This window comes from Micromonospora sp. LOL_021, assembly GCF_048060215.1.
Taxonomy (GTDB): Bacteria; Actinomycetota; Actinomycetes; order Mycobacteriales; family Micromonosporaceae; genus Micromonospora_E.
In genome coordinates, this window is the sequence record NZ_JBHMIN010000005.1 from 83,528 (window position 1) to 103,952 (window position 20,425).

General features: G+C 72.8%; 12 protein-coding genes. 5 read left to right on the forward strand and 7 right to left on the reverse strand.

Annotated features, from left to right (window positions below):
• Nucleotides 1-10: 10 nt before the first annotated feature.
• Both ACFHWT_RS06190 and ACFHWT_RS06195 read left to right on the forward strand, forming a co-directional pair.
• Nucleotides 11-4,681, forward strand: coding sequence for a hypothetical protein (locus ACFHWT_RS06190; protein ID WP_416593596.1), 4,671 nt, complete (start codon nucleotides 11-13; stop codon nucleotides 4,679-4,681).
• Between the two features lie 28 nt (nucleotides 4,682-4,709).
• Nucleotides 4,710-8,366: a hypothetical protein gene (locus tag ACFHWT_RS06195; protein WP_416593597.1), complete on the forward strand. Its 3,657-nt coding sequence runs from the start codon at nucleotides 4,710-4,712 to the stop codon at nucleotides 8,364-8,366.
• Between the two features lie 135 nt (nucleotides 8,367-8,501).
• On the opposite strand, the gene ACFHWT_RS06200 is transcribed toward ACFHWT_RS06195, so the two are convergent.
• The 3 genes from ACFHWT_RS06200 to ACFHWT_RS06210 all read right to left on the reverse strand — a co-directional run bounded on the left by ACFHWT_RS06200 (nucleotide 8,502) and on the right by ACFHWT_RS06210 (nucleotide 12,506).
• Nucleotides 8,502-10,268, reverse strand: coding sequence for a family 43 glycosylhydrolase (locus tag ACFHWT_RS06200; RefSeq protein WP_416593598.1), 1,767 nt, complete (start codon nucleotides 10,266-10,268; stop codon nucleotides 8,502-8,504).
• Nucleotides 10,269-10,626: 358 nt separating this feature from the next.
• A complete protein-coding gene (locus tag ACFHWT_RS06205; protein ID WP_416593599.1) occupies nucleotides 10,627-11,634 on the reverse strand; it encodes an ADP-ribosylglycohydrolase family protein in 1,008 nt (335 codons plus the stop codon).
• 32 nt (nucleotides 11,635-11,666) lie between these two features.
• Nucleotides 11,667-12,506: a class I SAM-dependent methyltransferase gene (locus ACFHWT_RS06210; RefSeq protein ID WP_416593600.1), complete on the reverse strand. Its 840-nt coding sequence runs from the start codon at nucleotides 12,504-12,506 to the stop codon at nucleotides 11,667-11,669.
• Nucleotides 12,507-12,969: 463 nt separating this feature from the next.
• On the opposite strand from ACFHWT_RS06210, the gene ACFHWT_RS06215 reads away from it, so the two are divergent.
• Entirely contained in the window at nucleotides 12,970-14,001 is a 1,032-nt protein-coding gene (locus ACFHWT_RS06215; protein WP_416593601.1) for a glycoside hydrolase family 11 protein, read from the forward strand.
• Nucleotides 14,002-14,113: 112 nt separating this feature from the next.
• Here ACFHWT_RS06215 and ACFHWT_RS06220 read toward each other — a convergent pair whose 3' ends face one another.
• From ACFHWT_RS06220 to ACFHWT_RS06230, 3 genes are all read right to left on the reverse strand, one after another.
• Nucleotides 14,114-15,310: an RtcB family protein gene (locus ACFHWT_RS06220; RefSeq protein ID WP_416593602.1), complete on the reverse strand. Its 1,197-nt coding sequence runs from the start codon at nucleotides 15,308-15,310 to the stop codon at nucleotides 14,114-14,116.
• 192 nt (nucleotides 15,311-15,502) lie between these two features.
• A complete protein-coding gene (locus tag ACFHWT_RS06225) occupies nucleotides 15,503-16,171 on the reverse strand; it encodes a phosphodiesterase (RefSeq protein WP_416593603.1) in 669 nt (222 codons plus the stop codon).
• A gap of 14 nt (nucleotides 16,172-16,185) precedes the next feature.
• Nucleotides 16,186-16,524 carry an SDR family NAD(P)-dependent oxidoreductase gene (locus ACFHWT_RS06230; RefSeq protein ID WP_416593604.1) on the reverse strand — a complete coding sequence of 113 codons (339 nt, stop codon included), beginning with the start codon at nucleotides 16,522-16,524 and terminating at the stop codon, nucleotides 16,186-16,188.
• Nucleotides 16,525-16,856: 332 nt separating this feature from the next.
• On the opposite strand from ACFHWT_RS06230, the gene ACFHWT_RS06235 reads away from it, so the two are divergent.
• Nucleotides 16,857-18,275, forward strand: coding sequence for a GH1 family beta-glucosidase (locus tag ACFHWT_RS06235; RefSeq protein ID WP_416593605.1), 1,419 nt, complete (start codon nucleotides 16,857-16,859; stop codon nucleotides 18,273-18,275).
• Nucleotides 18,276-18,430: 155 nt separating this feature from the next.
• Nucleotides 18,431-19,411: a sulfite exporter TauE/SafE family protein gene (locus ACFHWT_RS06240; protein WP_416593606.1), complete on the forward strand. Its 981-nt coding sequence runs from the start codon at nucleotides 18,431-18,433 to the stop codon at nucleotides 19,409-19,411.
• A gap of 3 nt (nucleotides 19,412-19,414) precedes the next feature.
• Here ACFHWT_RS06240 and ACFHWT_RS06245 read toward each other — a convergent pair whose 3' ends face one another.
• A complete protein-coding gene (locus ACFHWT_RS06245; protein WP_416593607.1) occupies nucleotides 19,415-20,302 on the reverse strand; it encodes a DUF3152 domain-containing protein in 888 nt (295 codons plus the stop codon).
• Nucleotides 20,303-20,425: the final 123 nt, after the last annotated feature.

A 20,425-nucleotide genomic window follows, 5' to 3' on the forward strand; every position in this document is an offset into this window, starting at 1 on the left:
GGAGGAGCGCGTGTCAGAGCCAGTCCGTGGAGATCTCCCCGCCGTCCGTACCGTCCTGGCCAGTCTCGCCGCGTCGGCCGCTCAACGCGCCGCAGCCGAACTGCCCCGCGACGCCCGGCTGGTGCACCGCCGTGACGAACGCGACGAACTCCTCGGCGGCCGGTTCGTCGACAGCCGCACCGGGCTGACCCCGACCCGCAGAGTCGGCCCGTTCCGCACCCCCGGCGGAGTCGACGTCTGGTACGAGACGTTCGTCGCCGCCCGCCGGCTCCAGGTCCGCGAGGTCGGCGCCACCGCACCCGCGTTCGTGGTCACCCAGGCCCGGCCGCCGGCCGTGCAACGTACCGGCACCGTTGTCCACATCGCAGCCGGCACCGTCTGGATCCGCGGCGACCTGTTCGGTGGGCTGCCCGCCGACGCGTACGCCGGGCTGCTCGTCACCGGCGGGACGCTGACGCTGGGCACCGCGACGGTGCACGGCGACGTCGTCGAGGTACCCGCCCCGCTGAGCGCCGTACTGCGGCTCGACCCGGCACCCGACCCGCCGCCAACCGGCGGCGTCGGCGGCTGCCACAGCGCCGGGACGACCACCACCCTGCCCGCGTCGGTGACCTTCCGGTTCAAGTCCGGCGCGGTCGAGATCGTCGGCGACCCCGGCGCGGCCACGGCCTGGGGGCAGCAGTTCCGGTTCGGCCCGGCCACCGGGGACTGGACGTTCGTCGAACAACTCTGGACGCTGATGCTCGGCTACACCATCGAGCCGGCCACGGTGGACGCCACTGCGGTCGGTGCCGACCCGGCCGGCAACCCGTTGGTCGGCTTCACCGGCACCGGCACCGTCCGCGACGCCGGGCTCGGCCTGCCGGTGGTCGTCGTCACCGACCCGGCGATCCTCGGCGAGGCGTCGACTGCGGCGACCTGGCTGCTGCGGGTCACCGGCCTGGCCGCCCGCTGGTACGCCCCGGACCTGCGGGAACACCCGCTGGACAGCGCATGGATGGTGATCGGCGCGTCCGCCGCGACGGTACTCGCCGACCCGGTCACCCCGCTGGCGCCGCCGGTCGCCCATGACATCCAGTTATGGGCGATCGCCGGCGGCGGCGGGCACCGGCTGCCCTGGCGGCAGACCTACAACGGACCGTTCCGGCTGTTCTACCGGTGCCACGCCGTTGACGGTGAGCACCTGATGGTCACCGGCCGCAGCGAGGTGGCCCTCGACCGGCCGGTGACCACCGCCGGGCAGCCGGTGCCCACCCCGGGCGGTGCCGGCACCCTACTGCTGCACCGCCGCGACGGCGAGATCACCGTGCTGCTCGGTGTGGCGGTCCCGGCCGACGCCCGCAGCCACCACCAGTTCGCGCTGCGCAACGCGCTGTTGTGGACCACCGTCCCGGCGTTCGTCTACGTCCGGGGCACCCTCGCCGGACCGGCCGGGCTGCCCGGGTCGACCGCCGACGGCCCGCTGCTGGTCGACAACGGCACCGCCCAACTGGCGTTCGGACTGCACGCCTGGGCGCCGACACTGCCCGACCCGTACGTGTCCAACGGTGCCCTCGACCGGCCCCGGATCGGCCGGGAACCGCCACCGGCGGCGCTGGTCTGCCGGATCGTCTGGACCGCGCCGGCCGACGTGCGGGTCGAGTTCGACGGCCAGCTCGGGCCGGCGGTGGCGGTCACCGGCCGTCCGGCGTCACCGGGCACCCCGCAGCCGCCGCCGAAGTCGTCCGGACCCGACATCGGGTTCAGCCAGGTCGAGCAGGGCCGCCTGGGGCTGGACAAGAAGGCCGACGCGCAGTGGGACTCCGCCCGTCGGCTGGAGCTGGAACTGCGCGGCCAGCGGATCCAGGCGGCCGTCCGGTCCGACGCCACGTCCACCTCGATGGTCGACGGCTACCTGTCCGAGGTGGTCGGCCGGTCGCCGAACCTGCTGCTGCTGGACGTCTCCACCAACCAGGACCTGCTCGGCGTCGGGCTCGGCATCGGCCCGAACCACCCGGACACCGAGTACGCCGTTGCCGGGCTGGCCACCCGGGCCGAGGTCGGCGCGCTGCGGGTGACGGCGCTGCCGCAGGTGCAGTGGGAACCGGTGCGCACCCTCGACACCGACCAGGACATCATCACCCTCGGCTGGTTTCCCACCCCGCTCGCCTCGGCCACCGACGGCGGCGCCACCTCCCTCGGTGCCCGGTCCCAGCGGCTCGTCCCGGTGGTGCCGGCCGACGCCGTGGCCGGCACCCTCGACGCGTTCGGCGACGGCACCGCGGTCGGGGTGCGCACCACGTTCCCGTTCGGCCTGATCGCGGCGGTGCTGGTCCAGCCGTACGACGACGGGCCGCGCCCGGCGGACCTGCTCGCGCTGACCCGCCCCGAGTTCGGTGACACCCGGGGCGGCATCCAGATCACCGCGCAGGCCGAAGGCGGCCGGCCCGACGACGGCGGCGTGTCGGCCACCTTCGCCGGCCGGATGCGACAACTGATCAACGGGGTGGACCTGGCCAGCGGGGGCCCGCTCGGGCTGTCGGTGCTCGGCTCCACCGCCGACCCGAGCGGCAGTGTGGAGACCGTCTTCAACACCGACATGGCCACCGACCCCCGGGTGCCGGTCACCCGGATCGACCTGTCCGGCTACGGCGGCTCCAGCTTCAGCGACTGGAACAACCCGTTCGCCGCGTTCGCCGAGGCGGCCAAGGTGCAGTTCCGGGTGACGATCGGCCGGACCGCGCTGGAGGTCGTCAAGGTCAACAGCGTGCTGCACCCGTGGGGCATCCGGGTGACCCGTTCGGTCACCGTGGAGCGTCGCCCCGGCGGCGGGGTGATCCGCCGCGACAGCGGCTGGCAGCCGGTCACCCCCGGCCTGTTCGACTACCGCTACCTCGACGCGGGGGCGATCACCGTCGCCCCGTACGTCTTCGACGCCGGGGTGTTCCGGGGCCTGTTCGACGTGCGCAACATCCGGCCGGCACCAGGTGCCGAGTTCGGCCACGGTGGCGCGCGGCTGGTGCCGTACCACTTCGACGCCGACCTTGCCCTCGACGGCGCCGCCGGGACGACACCGGCGGTCGGGGTGCTCGGCTGGCTGCAGGTCGAGCCGAGCGGCGCGCCGGCCGCCCCGGCCGCGCTGCGGGCGTTGATCGAGGCGCAGGGGCCGGTCGGCGGGCCGCTCGACACCGTCGTCGACGTCGGCGGCAGCGGCCTGCCGATGCGGGCCCAACGGATCGAGGTCGGCCTCGCCGACGACGCCGGCACCCCGGTGTTCGTGGCGACCGTCCGCGGCACCCCGCAGCTGCCCCGCACCGGCTCCTGGTCCATGGTGGTGCGCCCGGTCGTCGGCGCACCGGCCGGTGGCGGCGAGGCGACCGCCGTCGCCGACACCCGTGGTACGCCGCTGATCCGCCGCTACCCGGTCGGCTACCCGGCCAACGAGCTGCCGATCGGCGAGCCGCCGCTGGTTGGTACGCCGGGGGAGTACCGGTTCGCCGACGCCGCCGACCTGCTGCGCCCGACCGACCCGGCCACCGAGTACGCCTTCGTGCAGACCACCGCGACCCACGCGTTCCTGTTTCCCCGGCCGGTGGTGCCGGCACCCGGCGTGCCGCGCATCGAGTCGCGGGATCGGCCCGCGCTGGCCGACGTCCTGGCCCGGTCGACGTCCAAAGGGGCGTTCCCGCCGCCGCCGAACACCCTGGAGACCGCGCCCGGCGCGCTGCACCTGGACGTCGGGGCGGGCGGCACGCTGGCGTTCAGCGCTGCGGTGACGTTCACCAACCCGCCGACCGCGCTGCAGTTGGGCGGTGCCCCCGGACACGGGTCGGCGTTGCGCTACGACACTGCGACGCTGCGCCTGGAGGTCACCGAGGACCGCTGGTCGGCCGACTTCGCCGGACTGCGGGTCTGGACCGACGTGGCCGGCCTGGCCGAGCTGACCGGGTCCGAGCTGCACATCGTCGGCGGCACCGACCAGCGGCCGCAGGTCGCCCAGCTGCGGTCGTTGCTGCTCGCCGAGATCGAGCAGATCCTGCAGTACCTGCCGTTCGTCGGCGACCGGGGGGTGCAGGGTCCGATCGACCTGGCGGCGGCGAACGCCAAGCACGAGCTGAAGTTCGAGACGAAGCTGAAGTTCGACCTGCCGGACACGGTCGTGCCGCTCGGCGACTACGTCAAGCTGAGCCTGGCGGTGGCGGTCAGCGCCGGGGTGAGCCTCACCGACGGCAAGGCCAAGGGAGGGGCCAGCCTCGGGATCGCCCTCGAAGGCAAGATCCCGGTGCTGTCGGTCGGCGTGGCGAAGGTCTTCATCATCGTCTCCGGCAGCGTCACCTTCTCCATCGCCCTCGTCTCCGGCACGGTCACCAGCGAAAAGCTGGAACTGGTCGCGTTCGCCGGCGTCGGGGTGCAGGGCCAGATCGGCCCGTTCAAGGCGTACGCGTTCCTGGGTATCGGTTTCGTGCTCGTCTACGACGCCATCGCCGGCCAGACCAAGTACGGCGGACTGGTTGCGCTGGAAGCCGGGGTGGACCTCAAGGTCGTCAAGGTCAAGATCCGGGCCGAGCTGAGAGGCCTGGTGTACGACGACGCCGGCACCACCAAGTGCGACTACTCCGGATCGGTGAAGATCCAGGTCGATCTCTTCCTGATCCTTTCGATCAGCGCGTCCTACCAGGTCACCGAGACCGCTGCCCTGTGACGACCAGGGCGGCGAAGAAGGCGGACAGATGGCAACCTCGCACAAACTCACCCTGGTGCCGTACCTGCAGCGGTGGGACCACACCGGGCGGACGCTGACCGTACGGCTGCTGGTCGCCCCGGCCACCGACCCGCTCGCGCCGCTGCTCGCCTCCCCGGCGGGCGTGCCGGCCTTCGCCGACGCACACCTCGCGTTCGCGGTGTCCATCTCGGACACCGTCGCGGCGCTGCCGCAGCGCGACCGGGTCGACCAGACCGTCGCGTTGCCCGCCGCCCCGGCGACACTGCACGCCCCACACGCCCGGAGTATCTTCACCGCGATCGGCGCGGCACTGGAGATCCCGCCCGGCCCGGCCGGCGACACGTTCGCCCCGCAACACCGCGACACCACCCGGCAACTGCGCAAGTACCTGCCGGGCAGCTACCGCCGGTCGTTCGGGTTCGTCCGCCCGCGTACCTCGCTCGCCGTCACCGACGCCAGCTACCACTGCCTGATGACCTGCCCACCGGACCCGGCACCAGCGGTGCCGCCGACGGTGATCGGCTGGGGCGAGGCGATCGCGTACGCGCTGCGCCGCCCCCGACTCGCCGAAGCCCTCGGCCTGGTCGCCACCCTCGACGTGCCGGTCGACGCCGACCCGCGGCTGGCCGCCGGCGGCTGGCTCTGGGCCGACCTGGCCGCCCACAGCGACTACGCCGACGCCGTCGGCGCCGACCCGGGGCTGGTCCGTGCCTTCGCCACCCGGGTGCCGCCGCTGCCCGCAGCCGACACCCGGCCGGTCTTCACGCCGGTGGCGTTCCCGGTCAGCGCCGACGCCACCGAGGCCGGCGCCCTCGGCAACTACGACAAGGTCTTCGCCGAGACGCTGCGCTTCGACGACGGCTTCGCCAAGATCGTGCATGCCCGGCAGCCGGTCAGTGCCGACCTGCTCGACGAGACCGGCGCCGGCGCGCCGATCGCCCGCGACGAAGGTGTCCAACTCGGCTGGGACGACGAGGACATCCTCGAAGGGCAGAACCGGGCGCTCGGTGCCCCACCCGACGGTGAGGATCCGGTGCTCGCCCCCCGCGGCGTGCTCGGCTACCGGGTCGACGTCCGCCCGGCCGGCGGCACCGACTGGACCTCGCTGTCGTTGGTGGACGCCCCGCTGGCCGTCGGCGTCGACCTGGGTACGGCCCGCGAGGAACGGTGGACCGAGGTCGCCCCGGCCGAACACAGCGGCCAGCTCTGGCTACCCGCCTGGTTCGTCCGCTGGCGCGGCGGGTCACTCGTCGTCGACACCGACGACGAGCAACGGCTGATGGAGGTGCCGCCCGGCGCACCGGAGCAGGCGGTGCCGGTCGACGCCGACACGGTGCCGCCCCGCTACGGCCAGTCGTACGAGTTCCGGGTCCGGCTCGCCGACCCCACCGGCGGCGGCCCGCCGGTCGACGCCGCACCGGTCGACGCCGCGCCGGGCCAAATCGGCGAGGCGCCGGTCGCGCTGCTGCACCTGCGTCGGCACCGGCCGCCGGCCCGGGTCGGGCTGGACCCGTTCAACCCGGAACCGGACGGCACCGTGGCGGCGCTGCGGGTGCACCGGCCGCGCCTGGGCTATCCGGAAGCGGTGTACGCCGCCGGCCCGGCCGCCCGCACCGACCTGCTCGCCCAGATCGCCGCCAACGACGCCGGGCCGCCGGAAGCGGTGACCGTGCCGGGCGTCGCCGACCCGGACGCCGTACTGCTGCAGGTCCGGGTGCTGCTGAAGGCCCCGGCCTTCGACCCGGCCGCCGACGTCGACGGGTACGTCGAGTGGTACACCACCACCCGGCTGTTCCCCGACGACGCCACCGGCGCGCTCGACCTCGACCTGACCTGGGTCGAGGCCGGCGACTACCGGTCGGTTGACGTCACCGATCAGCTCGGCCCGGACGGGCTGGTCAGCGGCCCGGTCACCGTGGTCACCGGGCGGGACCTGCGGCTGGAGGTACGGGCGATGGGCCGCGAGGATCTCGGCTACTTCGGCAGCGAGGCCGCCCGGCGTGGCCCGGCCGAGATCATCGACCTGCACGGAACGGCCGATCCGGCGAGCGAAGCCGACCTGCTGCGCCCGCTGCCGCCGGCCGACGGCCTGCGGTCGGTGTTCCTGCGCCCGGACCCGGCCGGCCCGCCGCCGGCCGCGACGGCCGTCGCCGCCCAGGCCGCACCCACCCCGGCGCTGCTCGGCCGGCTGGCCGGCGCGCTCGACCTGGTCGCCGGCGGCCCGACCCTGCTCGGCGTACCGGGGGAGCGGGTGGTGTTCGGCTGCGCCGGGCTCGGCCACCACCTCGCCCCGGACGGCGGCAGCGTCGAGTTCACCGATCCGACCGAACTCGCCGGGCGGTGGCTGCACGCCGTACAGGCGGTGGTGGACCGGGACTGGACGTGGCGCGGCGCCGGCTCACCGACGCTGACGCTGCGGCGCACCGTACGACTGCCGGACGCCCCCGGTGCACCGCAGACCGTCACCGACGTCGGCGTGATCGAACTGGTCGACTCGGTCAACGTGCAGGCCGGCACCGGCGACCCCGACCGCGGCTTGGTCCGGATGATCTTCCTCGACGCGGTGGCGGCACCGCTGGGTCCCGACGGGCTGCCGTACGAGCCGCAGGTCGACTACGACCTGGAGTTCCGCCTCGAGACCGGCGACGTGGTGCGACAGACAATCTCCTCGACGCTGCCGATCGTCACTGCGCCGAGGCAGGTGCCCCGGGTGGTCGCCGCCGGCATCGCGCTCACCCCGTACGGCACCGACGCGTCGTACGCGGCGACCACACCCCGGATCCGGCGGCTGTGGCTGGAGTTCGCCGAGCCGTTGGCCGACCCGCGTGACGCGTACTTCGTCCGGCCGTTGACCGTCACCCCGGACCCGATGCTGCTGCCCGGCACCGAACCGGTCGCCGATCCGGCCACCGTGCCGACCCTGCCGCTGGACCCAGAACCGGTCCGGGTGATCACCCCGGGCCAGGTGCAGGACCTGGCCGGATACGCCACCATGCAGCGCCTCGAACCGGCGGCCGACAGCGACCGGCACTTCCTGGTGCCGCTGCCGCCGAACACCGACCCCGGCTCGCCGGAGCTGTTCTCGTTCTACACCTACGAGATCCGGGTCGGCCACGACCGCGGCCCGCTCGACGATCCGCTCTGGTCCACCGCCCAGGGCCGGTACGGCGAGCCGCTGACGTTGGACGGGGTGGCGCATCCGGCACCGGAGCTGGCCGCCACGGTGCTCGCCGAACCGGACGGTGCGGTGCGGGTCCGGGCCCCGTACGCCATCCCGTACCTCGGGCTGCGCCGGGCGTTGCCGGACCCGCCGAACACCCAGCTGTGGGCGGTGCTCTACGCCCGGGTGACGCAGGCCGACGCGAGCACCCGGCGCAACGTGCAGGTCGGCCTGCGCCCGTTGTGGATACCCCGACGACAGCCCGGTCCGCGTTCGGTGCCGTTGCCGGTGGAGGGGGAGACGACCTGGTCGGGGACAGAGGTGCGGGCGGCGTTGGAGACGGCCGGGTTGCCGCCCGGGCTACCGGTCAGCGTGCTCGTCGTCGAGGTGCTGCCGGAGCCGAACGGAAGCTTCGCCGACCCGCTCGGCGGTGACCTGGGTCAGGTCCGGATCCTGCGGACGTCGCCACTGTCCGCCGTCGACCACGACTGCTGCGTACCGTGACGCCGGTCCGCCGGAACGGGCGGCGGGGCGGCGCCGGACTGGTAGCGGGCGGTGTTGGCGGTAGGAGCGGAGTCCCCGGGCCCGGACAGCCGTCGGCGTCGACTGCCCGGGCCCGGGAACTCCGCTGGTTCGTGGTCAGCTCGCCGTGCAGCTGACGTCGCCGGGCGGCTGACTACTCCCGCTCGTCGACGCGATGAAGCCTGCGGTGGTCGACGATCCGGCGGAAAGCTGGCCGTTGTAGCTGGCGTTGGTCACCGTCACCTGGCTGCTCTGCTGGCTGAACGTGCCGCTCCAGCCCTGGGCCACGGTCTGCCCGGCGGGCAGGGTGAAGGTCACCCGCCAGCCGTCGATGGCGGTGGAGGCGCTGTTGGTGACCGTCAGCCGCCCCTCGTAGCCGCCCGGCCAGGACGCCGGTGCCGAGACGGTGGCCGTGCAGGACGACCCAGGTGTGGTCGGCGGGGCGGTGGTCGGTGGCGCCGTTGTCGTCGGTGGCGCCGTCGTGGGCGGCGGGCTGGTCGGCGGCGGGGTGGTGCCGGTGGTGAACTGCCACCAGTCGACGTTGAACAGGTAGCCGCTGCCACCGGTGAACACCAGGTACAGGTCGTGGGTGCCGGAGGCGCCGGTGACCGGGCAGGAGACACTGGTCCAGCTCTGCCAGCCGCCGGTGCCGGGCACGTAGCAGGTGCCGACCCGGGTGCCGGTCGGGCCACCGAGTCGCAGCTCGATGTTTCCGCCACTGGAGTCAGCGGCCACCCGCGCCGTGAACGAGGCCGCCCCGGCGCCGAAGGCAACGCCCTTCACCTTGATGTAGTCGCCGTTCTCGATCCAGCCGACGTTCATGGTGCCCTCGCTGGACGGCTCTGTTTCGATCCCGGCCGACCAGGCGATCGTCTCGGCCTCCTGACGGACGTACGGGTTCAGGGTGCCGATCTGCGGCGCGCCCGCCGTGGTCATGTTCATCGTCGGGATCGTGCCGTCGGCGCGGTAGCTGAACTTCTCCACCGCGACGGAGCGGGTGAATCCACCGCCGCCGGGCAGCGCGCCGTTGTGGTAGAAGAAGTACGAGCCACCGGCGAAGTCGATGACGCCGGGGTGGTTGGTGAAGCTGCCGCCCTGTCGCGGCATCACCGTACCCCGGTAGGTCCACGGGCCGGTCGGTCCGGGAGCCGTCGAGTAGCCGATGAACTCGGAGCAGCATTCGGCGGCGAAGACGTTGTAGTAGATCCCGTTGCGCTGGTAGACCCAGGGCCCCTCTTCGTACAGCGTGGGCCGGTCCGGATCGCCGGTGCGGGTGCCGAACCCGGCGGTGGTCAGCGGGATCCGGGTCGGGCTCGCCGAGTACGAGATCATGTCGGGGTTGAGCCGGACGTACCACAGGTTGGGGTTACCCCAGTACAGGTACGCCTGCCCGTCGTCGTCGATGAACGCGTGCGGGTCGATTTCGCCGTTGGCCACCAGCGGGTGGCCGAGCGCGTCGCGGAACGGACCGGTCGGGCTGCCGGCCACCGCGACCCCGATCGCCATCGAGTTGGTCGCCCTGGCCTTCACCGGTACGTACCAGTAGAACTTGCCGTTGCGTTCGATGACGTGGCCGGCCCAGGCGTCGGCGCTGGCCCAGCTGAACGTGGTCAGGCTCAACGGTGAGCCGTGGTGTGTCCAGTTGACCATGTCGGCGGAGGAGAACAGGTGCCAGTCGTTCATGGTGAAGTACGTGGAGCCGTCCTCGTCGTGGCTGGTGTACAGGTACACCCGTCCGTCGTGGACCATCGGCGCCGGATCGGCGGTGTAGATATGTTGCACAATCGGATTGTCGGCCCGGGCCGGGGCGGCGAAAAGGAACGTCGCCACGCACAGCAGGCTCGCGACGAAACCGATGGCGCGGTTGCGTCTCGTTCTGGTCAAGGTGACTCCTCGTCGGAGCTGTACCGGGTGCGCGGAGATCGGCCAGGCCGACTGCCGGCGGCCGGTGCCGGCAGTCGGGACGATCACCTGGTCATGATTCGAGGGTGCCCGGACGCCATGCAGCGATGCTGTCGACGCGTCCGTGCCACCTGCCACGCGTGGTGCGGGGTGGTGCGTCGAAGCCTGCCCTTCGCTCCCGCAGCCGAGGATAACTGTTATCGATAACATCAGCAATCCATCGACGTGCGTCAAGTCGTGCCGGGCGGCTCTGCGTCGTTCGCGCTGCGGGAGCCGGGCGATGGAGGGTTGACTTGGGTCGGCGCTGTTGTTCTCGCTCACAGGCCGCCCGGTGGCCCGGTCAGTCCCAGGCCCGGCCGAGGGCGTGCAGTTGGTCGGCGTACTCGATACGGTTTGGCCACGTCGTCGGCCAGGCCGCCGTTCCGTACGCCGCGCCGAGGAACGCCCCGGCCAGACACGCGATCGAGTCCGAGTCACCGGAGGTGGCCGCCCCGCGGGCCAACCCGCCCACCGGGTCGTCGGCGTGCCACAGTGCACAGAGCAGCCCGGTGGCCAGGGCCTCCTCCGCGATCCAGCCCTCCCCGGTGAGCCGGCAGGCGTCGCCGCCGTCGTCTCCGGCGGCCAACGCCGCGTCGAGCCGGTCCAGTACGTCGAGACACTCGTCCCAGCCCCGCGAGATGAACCCCGCCGGACTGTCCATCCCCGGCCGCTGCCACAGCGGGCCGAGCCAGTCGTCGCGGTACACCTCCCGCTGCCCGCGACAGTGCTCACGCAGCAGGCCCGGCAGCGCAGGCAGGGGTGTACCCGCGCGCAGCAGCCGGACCGCGACGGCGGTCAACTCGCTCGCGGCCAGCGCGGTCGGGTGGCCGTGGGTCAGCCCGGCCTGCAGCTGCGCGACGCCGGCCACGGTGTCGTCGTCGTAGGCGTCGACCAGACCGACCGGGGCGACCCGCATGTTCGCCCCGCAGCCCTTCGACCCGGCGACGGTGGCCTGTTGCCAGGCGACTCCGGTGGCCAGTTCGCCGCAGGCCTGCAGACAGGTCATTCCCGGGGCCCGGTTGTTGTCCGGACTGGCCGCCCAGGCCAGGAACCGGGCCCGGAGCAGCGGCTCCAGCCCGTCCGGGGTGGCGGCTGGGGCGTCGTGCAGCGCCCAGCCGACCGCGAGGGCCATCTGGGTGTCGTCGGTGACCAGTGCCGGCTCGCCGACCAGCTCACGCGGCCCGGCCAGGCCGTACCGGTGGTGGATCTCGGCGACCGTCAGGAACTCGGTCGGCTTGCCAAGAGCGTCACCGTACGCCAGCCCGAACAGGCACCCGGACGCCCGGCCACCCACCGCCGTACCACCCACCGCGACCTCCCCGTCTCGTCCCGGTCGGCAGGTTAGTCGGGCCGGTCAACCGGCGCGCGTCCCACCTTCGGCGCCGGTACGACACCGGACGCCAGCAGGTGCGCGCTCGCGGCGAGCAGCGCCGGCTCCCGGCCGAAGACCCGGGCGATTCCGAGCGCGTGGTCGAGCACGACGTCCGCGTCCGGCGCGTCGGCCGCCGCCTCGGCCGCCGTCCACCCCGGACCTTCGATTCCCTGTACGGCGACCCGCGTCAGGCCCGCCGCCTCGAACTCGTCTGTTAGCTCCTCGACGCGATGGAAGTAGGCCACGGTGAAGCCGATCCCGGGGTTGTTGCGCCCCTCGGTGAGCAGCGTGCGCGCCTCCCGGGCGATCGACTCGGCCCACCGGCGGGTCGCGGCGAAGTGGAGCGGGCCGGCGAAGCGGGAGATCGCGGCGGCGACGACGAGACCGCCCGGTCGGGTCACCCGGACCGCCTCGGCCAGCGCGGTGATCCGGTCGTCGCGGTGCACCAGGTGGTAGAGCGGCCCGAGCAGCAGCGTCGCGTCGTACCTGTCGTCGGTCTCCGGCAACGCGCGGGCGTCGGCGACGTCGGCGTCGATCGCCGGCCGACCGGACCGGGCCTGAGCGACGTGCGCCGGGACCAGGTCCAGCAGCCGGATCCGGTGGCCGGCGGCGGCGAGGTGCCGGGCGTACGCGCCGTCGGCCCCGCCGACGTCGAGGATCCGGGCCGGGGGTACCGGCAGCAGATCGTCGAGCAGTTCGAGAGTACGCAGCCACTCCAGCCGGCCGGACGGACGGGCCCGCAGCCGGTCCGCCTCCCGGTAACGGGAGGTGTAGTAGTCGACGATGATCGCGGACGACGGGTCGGCCATGCCGTCATCATCGGCGACCGCCGTCCGGCCCGGCCAGGCATTTTCGGGGCGCGGCCCGGGTCTGCCGCCGACAGTCCTCAGCCGGGTTCGGCTGCCCGGCCCTGCTCCGAAATACTTCCGGAAGCTTGGGGTGGCTGCTGGGTGGCCGGATGGCTCAAGCGGCGGGAGTATCCGACGACGCGCCGACCTGCTGATCGGCCAGGCAGGACCGCTGGCCAGCTTGAACGCCTGCCCCGCCGACGGTGGGCCGGCCGGCACGGTGTTTCCGTAATGTTTCCGAAAGTCGTTGACAAGCGGCGGACTGCCTCATACCGTCGTCCCATCGACTTATCTCTATGAGCGTCGATCCCCACCACCGCGCGGTACGGCACCGATCCCCGACGGCGGTCACCGTCCACGACAGGCCGTCGGGTCGTACCGCACCGCTGGCTCCCGCCAGCCTTCAAAAGGAGGAAGCACCTACATGAAGGACACTCCCGTCAAGTCGAGAGGGCGCGGCCGCATGCGGCTGCTGCTCGGCACCGCGTGCGCCGCGGCGCTGGTCGTCAGCGGCATGGTGATCGCCCCCAGCGCGCACGCCGAGGCCGACCGAACCCTCAACCAGAACACCACCGGCACCCACAACGGGTACTACTTCTCGTTCTGGAAGGACAGCGGCAACGCCAGCATGACGCTGCGCGAGAACGGCCGGTACTCCAGCCGGTGGGACGGCAGCACCAACAACTGGGTCGGTGGCAAGGGCTGGGCTACCGGCACCCGGCGCACGATCAGCTACTCGGGCAGCTACAACCCGAACGGCAACAGCTACCTCGCGCTGTACGGATGGACGCGCAACCAGCTCATCGAGTACTACGTGGTGGAGAACTTCGGCACCTACAACCCGAGCAGCGGCGCGCAGCGGATGGGCTCCGTCACCACCGACGGCAGCGTCTACGACATCTACCGCAGCCAGCGGGTCAACGCGCCGTCGATCGACGGCACCGCCACGTTCTACCAGTACTGGAGCGTTCGGCAGCAGAAGCGCACCGGCGGCACCATCACCACCGCCAACCACTTCGACGCCTGGTCGCGGGCCGGCATGCAGCTCGGCAGCAACCACAGCTACCAGGTCGTCGCCACCGAGGGCTACCAGAGCAGCGGCAGCTCCGACATCAACGTCTGGGAAGGCGGCGGCGGCGACCCCGGACCGGGCGACCCTGGACCGGGCGACCCCGGACCGGGCGACCCGGGCCAGAGCAACTGCACCGCGGTGCTGTCGGCCGGCCAGCAGTTCGGTGACCGGTTCAACCTCAACGTCTCGGTGCAGAACGTCAGCAACTGGACCGTCACCCTCAGCCTGCACGGCGGACAGAGCCTGCAGAACAGCTGGAACGCCTCGGTCAGCGGCACGACCGGGAACATCACCGCCAGGCCGAACGGCAGCGGTAACAACTTCGGAGTGACGATCATGCACGGGGGCAACTGGACCTGGCCGACCGTCACCTGTCGAACATGACCCCGACCGATCGTCGATAGCAACCACTGTCGACAGGGCACATCGTGGGCGGGTCGACCCTGCTTTGAGGGTCGACCCGCCCCGGTGCGCACCCCGGTCGCCCATCCGGTGGTCAACCCTTGACGCAGACCACCTGCCGCAGGTGCGCCACCACCTCGACCAGGTCGGCCTGCTCGGCGAGCACCTGGTCCAGGTCCTTGTACGCCGCTGGGATTTCGTCGACCACACCGGCGTCCTTGCGGCACTCCACCCCGGCGGTCTGCTCGGCCAGGTCGTCGACGGTGTAAGTCTTCTTCGCCTTCGACCGTGACATCCGCCGGCCCGCGCCGTGTGACGCCGAGCAGTACGCCGCCTCGCTGCCCCGACCCCGCACGATGTAGGACCCGGTCCCCATCGATCCGGGGATGATGCCCAGCTCGCCCCGCCCGGCCCGGATCGCCCCCTTGCGGGTCACCAGCAGCGGCACCCCGTCGTAGACCTCCTCGGCCACGTAGTTGTGGTGGCAGGAGATCGGCTCGTCGAAGCGGACCGCCGGCACCGCCGTGCGCAGCACCCGGCAGAGCAGCGCCAGCATGACCGAGCGGTTGCGGGCCGCGTACTCCTGCGCCCAGGCCAGGTCCCGCCGGTACGCCGCCATCTCCGGGGTGTCGGCGAGGAAGACCGCCAGGTCGCGGTCGGGCAGGTCGGCGTTGTGCGGCAGCTTCCGGGCCGCCACGATGTGCCGCTCGGCCAGCTCCTTGCCGATGTTGCGGGAGCCGGAGTGCAGCATCAGCCAGACCCGTCCGGCGTCCGGACCGCCCTGCTCGACGCACACCTCGATGAAGTGGTTGCCGCCGCCGAGCGTGCCGAGCTGACGCTGCGCCCGGGCCTGCAGCGCGGCGACCCCGGGGTGCAGGTCGGCGAAGCCGGACCAGAACCGGTCCCAGCCGGCGGTCGGCAGGCCGTGCACCCGACGCGGGTCGACCGGGGTGTCGCGGGCCTGGAAGCCGACCGGGACCGCGGCCTCGATCGCGGTACGCAGCGCGCCCAGGTCGTCCGGCAGCTGCGCGTCGGTCAGGCTGGTCCGCACCGCCGACATGCCGCAGCCGATGTCGACGCCGACCGCGGCCGGGGCCAGCGCCTGGCGCATCGCGATCACCGAGCCGACGGTGGCACCCTTGCCGTAGTGCACGTCGGGCATCACCGCGACGCCGTGCACCCACGGCAGCGTGCCGATGTTGCGCAACTGCTGGCTGGCCTGCGGCTCGATGGCCGCCGGATCGGTCCAGACCTTGACCGCGCGGGTCCCGGGCAGCAGCGTGTGACTCATCGGGAGACTCCTCGGTACGGGGGCGTGACGGTGATCCGGCGCCGGCTGCGGGCACCGGGAAAGACCGGTGAGGATCAGCGCAAGCTCGGTGAAGATCAGTGGGACTGCTGGTGGGCGCGGCTCAGCCGCGTCGGGCGGTGGCAGGTCTCGCCAGCGGTCGCATCGGTGGCTCCTCGGTCGTCACGGTGCCGTTCACGCTAGAGGCCGCTGGCCGGTGGCGGCAATCGGATTGTCGTCGGTGCGGGCGCCCCGGGCGCGCCGGGAGGCGGCGTAGGTGACGGTACGGAGCCGTTGGATCAGCCCACCCGTTCGCAGCCGCAGCGGAGGGTGCCCGGTCGGATCGAAGGCGAGCGCGGCGTCGACGGCCGGCGGCAGCGGCTCGCCGACGTCGATCCGACCGAACGTCCGCCAGTGGCTGGTGGCGGTGGCCGCCGCCAGCCGCAGCACGATCGGGCGACGGGCGGCGATCTCGGCGAGTCGCTCGACGGCGCCGCCGAGGCGGCCCGGGGTGGCCGGGAACGCGGCCAGGTAGATCCGGTGTCGGTCGTGCCGCAACGACAGGATGCTGCCGTACGTGGTGGCGAAGTCGCGCCGGGGTAGCGGCAGGTGGCGCAGTACCGGCGCTCGGCCGGCACTGGACACCAGCAGGTCGACCGGGCGGTCCGGGGCCTGGATCCGGACCGCCAGACCGAGGACGTCCGGCCAGCCGGGCGGGGTCGGGGTGCCCCGGGAGAACCGGATGACGGCCGGCCACCGTCCCGCCGGCAGGAACCAGTCGGCGAGTGGCCCCCAGAGCTGGACCTCGCCGGTGAACGAGCGGCCGCGCGGGTGCAGCAGCCGGCCGCCTCGTACGCGCGCCATCCAGGCTCCGAAGGTCACGGGCAAGCCATACCCAGGTTCGGCGCGATGTACCGCCGACGGTCGGCGTCCGGCGATCTACCGCTGACGGCCGGTGTCGGGTTCACCAGGATGTCCAGTCCATCGAGCTGCTCGCCGGCGACGGCGAAGACGTGGTCGAGCTCGGCCGGCACCGCCACGTCGGCACGGACCGCCCGGGCGGCACCGCCGCAGTCGCGGACCACCTCGGTCGCCGCCGCCTCGTCCGCCCGGTAGGTGAACAGCACGGTCGCGCCGTCGGCGACCAGTCGTCTGACGATCGCCCGACCGATGCCCCGGGACCCGCTGGTGACTACCGCGCCACGTCCGCCCAGCACCTGCGTAAGACCTCCGGCACCAGGAACCCGCCATCGTCGCGCACCGATCGATGATAGTCGGCCGCGTCCGTCCGCCGGCCGCGCCGCTCACGGGTCGGCCGCGTCCGTCCGCCGGCCGCGCCGCTCACGGGTCGGCCGGGTCGGTGCTGGGTCCGGCCGCGTCGGGTCGGCGAGCAGCAGGCATGCTGGAACCTGTTGATCGTCGCAGTGTCGGCGGCGCGGGTGTCCGGTGCGGCCCCGCCCCGAGGCCACCGAGGCGGGCGCCCGGGTCACCGCCGACCCTGGCACCGATCAGATCGAGCTCGTGCTCAGCACGTAAGGAGAATCCCAATATGTCGGTATCGTCACCATCCGGCCACGCCTTCCCCGGCAACTTCCTCTGGGGTACGGCGACCGCGTCGTACCAGGTCGAGGGGGCCGCCGCGGTGGACGGCCGGACACCATCCATCTGGGACACCTTCGCGCACACCCCCGGTCTGGTCACCAACGGCGACACCGGCGACGTGGCCTGCGACCACTACCACCGGCTGGAGGAGGACCTGGACATCCTCGCCGAACTCGGTGTCGGCGCATACCGGTTCTCGATCTCCTGGTCCCGGGTGCTGCCGGGCGGCGGCAGCCAGCTCAACCAGCGGGGTGTGGACTTCTACTCGGCGCTGGTCGACGGGCTGCGGGCTCGGGGTATCGCACCGGTCGCCACCCTCTACCACTGGGACCTGCCGCAGGAGCTGGAGGACGCCGGCGGCTGGCCGCACCGGGACACCGCCGAGCGGTTCGCCGAGTACGCCGGCCGGATGGGTGAGGTGTTCGGCGACCGGGTGCACACCTGGATCACCCTGAACGAGCCGTGGTGCTCGGCGTACCTGGGCTACGGCTCCGGGGTGCACGCCCCGGCGCGCACCGAGCCGGCCGCCGCGCTCGCCGCCGTGCACCACCTGAACCTCGGTCACGGTCTGGCGGTACGGGCGCTGCGGGCGAGCATCGACCCGGCGGCCCGGGTCAGCGTCACGTTGAACCTGCACCACGTGCGGGGCGAGTCGCCCGGTGACGCCGAGGCGGTACGCCGGATCGACGCGCTGGCAAACCGGGCCTTCCTCGGGCCGATGCTGGACGGGGCGTACCCACGGGACCTGATCGACGACACCGCGGCGGTGACCGACTGGTCGTTCGTGCGCGACGGCGACGAGGCGGCCGCGCACGCCCCGCTGGACCTGCTCGGGGTGAACTACTACAACCCGGTGCTGGTCCGCCAGTGGGACGGGGTGTCGCCCCGGTCGACCGCCGACGGGCACGCCGACGGGGCGGCCTCGCCGTGGATCGGTGTCACCGACGTCGAGTTCGTCACCCAGCCCGGCCCGTACACCCAGATGGGCTGGAACATCGACGAGACCGGGTTGACCGAGCTGCTGCTGCGGCTGCACCGCGACTACCCGGGGCTGCCGATGATGATCACCGAGAACGGGGCGGCGTTCGACGACGTGCTCGACGACGACGGCCGGGTCCGTGACCCGCGACGGGTCGACTACCTGCACCGGCACCTGACCGCGGTGGCCGAGGCGATCGACGGCGGCGCCGACGTACGCGGGTACTTCGTGTGGTCGCTGATGGACAACTTCGAGTGGGCGCACGGGTACGGCAAGACGTTCGGCATCGTGCACGTCGACCGGCAGACGATGCGGCGTACGTGGAAGGAGAGCGCGCACTGGTACCGGCGGGTGGTGGCCGCGAACACGCTGCCGGCCGCCCACTGACCGGGCCGGTCGGCCCGGTGCCGCTGGTCGGCCCCGCCGCCGCCGGGTGGCGGTCGCCGCTGACCGCGAACTGCCCGGATTCGGTTCACCTATCGACCTGATAATTCCGATCGACATGCTAGACATTGCCGGTCCGGTCCGGCACCCTCGACAGGGTGGACTGGGTATTGGTGCTGGCCGGTTGCGGCATCGGAATCATCGTCGGGCTGACCGGCATGGGCGGCGGGGCGCTGATGACCCCGATGCTGGTGATCTTCTTCGGCGTACCGCCGCTCGCCGCCGTCTCCAGCGACCTGGTGGTCAGCGCGGTGATGAAACCGGTCGGCGGGCTGGTGCACATCCGGCGGCGGACCGTGCACTGGTCGCTGGTCGGCTGGCTCTGCCTGGGCAGCGTGCCGAGCGCGTTCGCCGGCGTCCTGCTACTGCGCTCGCTCGGCGACGGCGAGCGACTGCAGCAGGGCATCAAGGTGGCGCTCGGGGTGGCGCTGGTGCTGGCCGCCGCCGGCCTGGTCTTCCGCACCTACACCCGGATGGCCGAGCACGCCGCCCGCCGCCGGACCGGCACCGCCGGCCTGCCCGGCAGCGACACCGCGCCGGCCGAGCCTGCGCTGCGGGCCCGGCCGGCACCGACCGTGCTGATCGGTGCCGTCGGCGGTCTGATCGTCGGGATGACCAGCGTCGGTTCCGGTTCGCTGATCATCATCGCGTTGCTGATGCTCTACCCGCTGCTGCGGCCCGCCTTCCTGGTCGGCACCGACCTGGTGCAGGCGGTGCCGCTGGTGATCGCGGCAGCGGTCGGGCACCTGCTGTTCGGCGACTTCCGCCTCGACCTGACCGCCTCGTTGCTGCTCGGCGCGGTGCCCGGGACGTGGCTCGGCGCACAGCTGTCGTCGCGGGCACCCGGTGGCCTGGTCCGTCGGGCGTTGACCCTGGTCCTGCTGGCCAGCGCCATGAAACTGCTGGGCGTGCCGGACATCCCGCTGCTGGTGGCGCTCGCCGCCGTCGTGGTCGCCGGGTCGTTCGGCTGGATGGCCGCCCGCCGCCGGCACGGCCTGCCCGCGCTGGCCCGTACCGAGCTGCGTGAGCCGGACCGGCCGGCCGACCGGGCCGAACCGCTGCGGGTCGGCGGCCGGTGACCGTCAGGACGGCTGCCACGGGCCGCTGACGAACCGGCCGTCCTCGTCGAACGGGTACGGGTTCGGCAGGCAGCCGCCCAGGTCGGTGGTCTGCAGGCCCATCACCGGAGCCAACCGGCCCTGGCCAGCGCAGCCCATGTGGTCGAAGCCCAGGTAGTGGCCGATCTCGTGGTTGATCACGCTGGTCTGGTACTCGTCGATGGTCACCGGGTAGCCGTCCGCGCCCTGCAGCCAGCGGCGCAGGTTGATCATGATCGTGGTGCCGAACCGGCAGGAAAAGACCCCGGCCGTGGTCAGCCCGACCTGACCGCACAGCCGGTCGACGGTCTGCGGGGTGGCCAGCCGGATCCGCACGTCGTAGCTGTTTCCACCGACCCGCCGGAACGACCACGACGCCCGGTTCAACCCGACACTACGGTCGGTCACCGGGTGGAACCCCGACTCGGTCCAGCCACGGGAGGCGGCCAGGATGCCGTCCACCCGGTCGGCGAACCGCCGGACCGTCCATGGCTCCAGACCGCCCCAGTCGATGCCCTGTTCGACCTCGACGCGGTAGGTGACGATCCGGGCACCGATGCCGATCCGGCCCGCCGCCCCATCGGCGGCGGCGAAGCTGCCGCTGGCCGAGTCGGGGATCGCCGAATCCGGCGGCACGGTCGGCGTGGGGCTCGGTGTCGGGCTCGGGCTGGCGCTCGGCGTCGGGCTGGACCCGGCGGCGTCCGTCGTCGCGTTCGGTCCGGTCGGATCGGCCGTCGCCGGCTGTCCGCCGGCCGCACCCGGTGCCGGCAGCCACTGCGGTTGCGCCGGGGCGGTGCCACAACCGACCAGTACGCCGGCAGCCAGCACCGCTGTCAGCAGCGCTGCCGGGACCGGATATCGCCCGATATGCACCTTCAGCCAACTCCCCTCGGCGATGTCAAGCCACCCAACCACAGCGACGGTGTCCGACCCGCACCAGGTGACCCGTGGTGACCTAAATCGCCGACGACCGGAGAGCTTCGCGCCACCGGGTGA

Coding starts and splice junctions, on each gene's coding strand:
- ACFHWT_RS06195 (WP_416593597.1), top strand. CDS start 4,710: ATGGCAACCTCGCACAAACTCACCCTGGTGCCGTACCTGCAGCGGTGG.
- ACFHWT_RS06210 (WP_416593600.1), bottom strand. CDS start 12,506: ATGGCCGACCCGTCGTCCGCGATCATCGTCGACTACTACACCTCCCGT.
- ACFHWT_RS06215 (WP_416593601.1), top strand. CDS start 12,970: ATGAAGGACACTCCCGTCAAGTCGAGAGGGCGCGGCCGCATGCGGCTG.
- ACFHWT_RS06220 (WP_416593602.1), bottom strand. CDS start 15,310: ATGAGTCACACGCTGCTGCCCGGGACCCGCGCGGTCAAGGTCTGGACC.
- ACFHWT_RS06225 (WP_416593603.1), bottom strand. CDS start 16,171: ATGGCGCGCGTACGAGGCGGCCGGCTGCTGCACCCGCGCGGCCGCTCG.
- ACFHWT_RS06235 (WP_416593605.1), top strand. CDS start 16,857: ATGTCGGTATCGTCACCATCCGGCCACGCCTTCCCCGGCAACTTCCTC.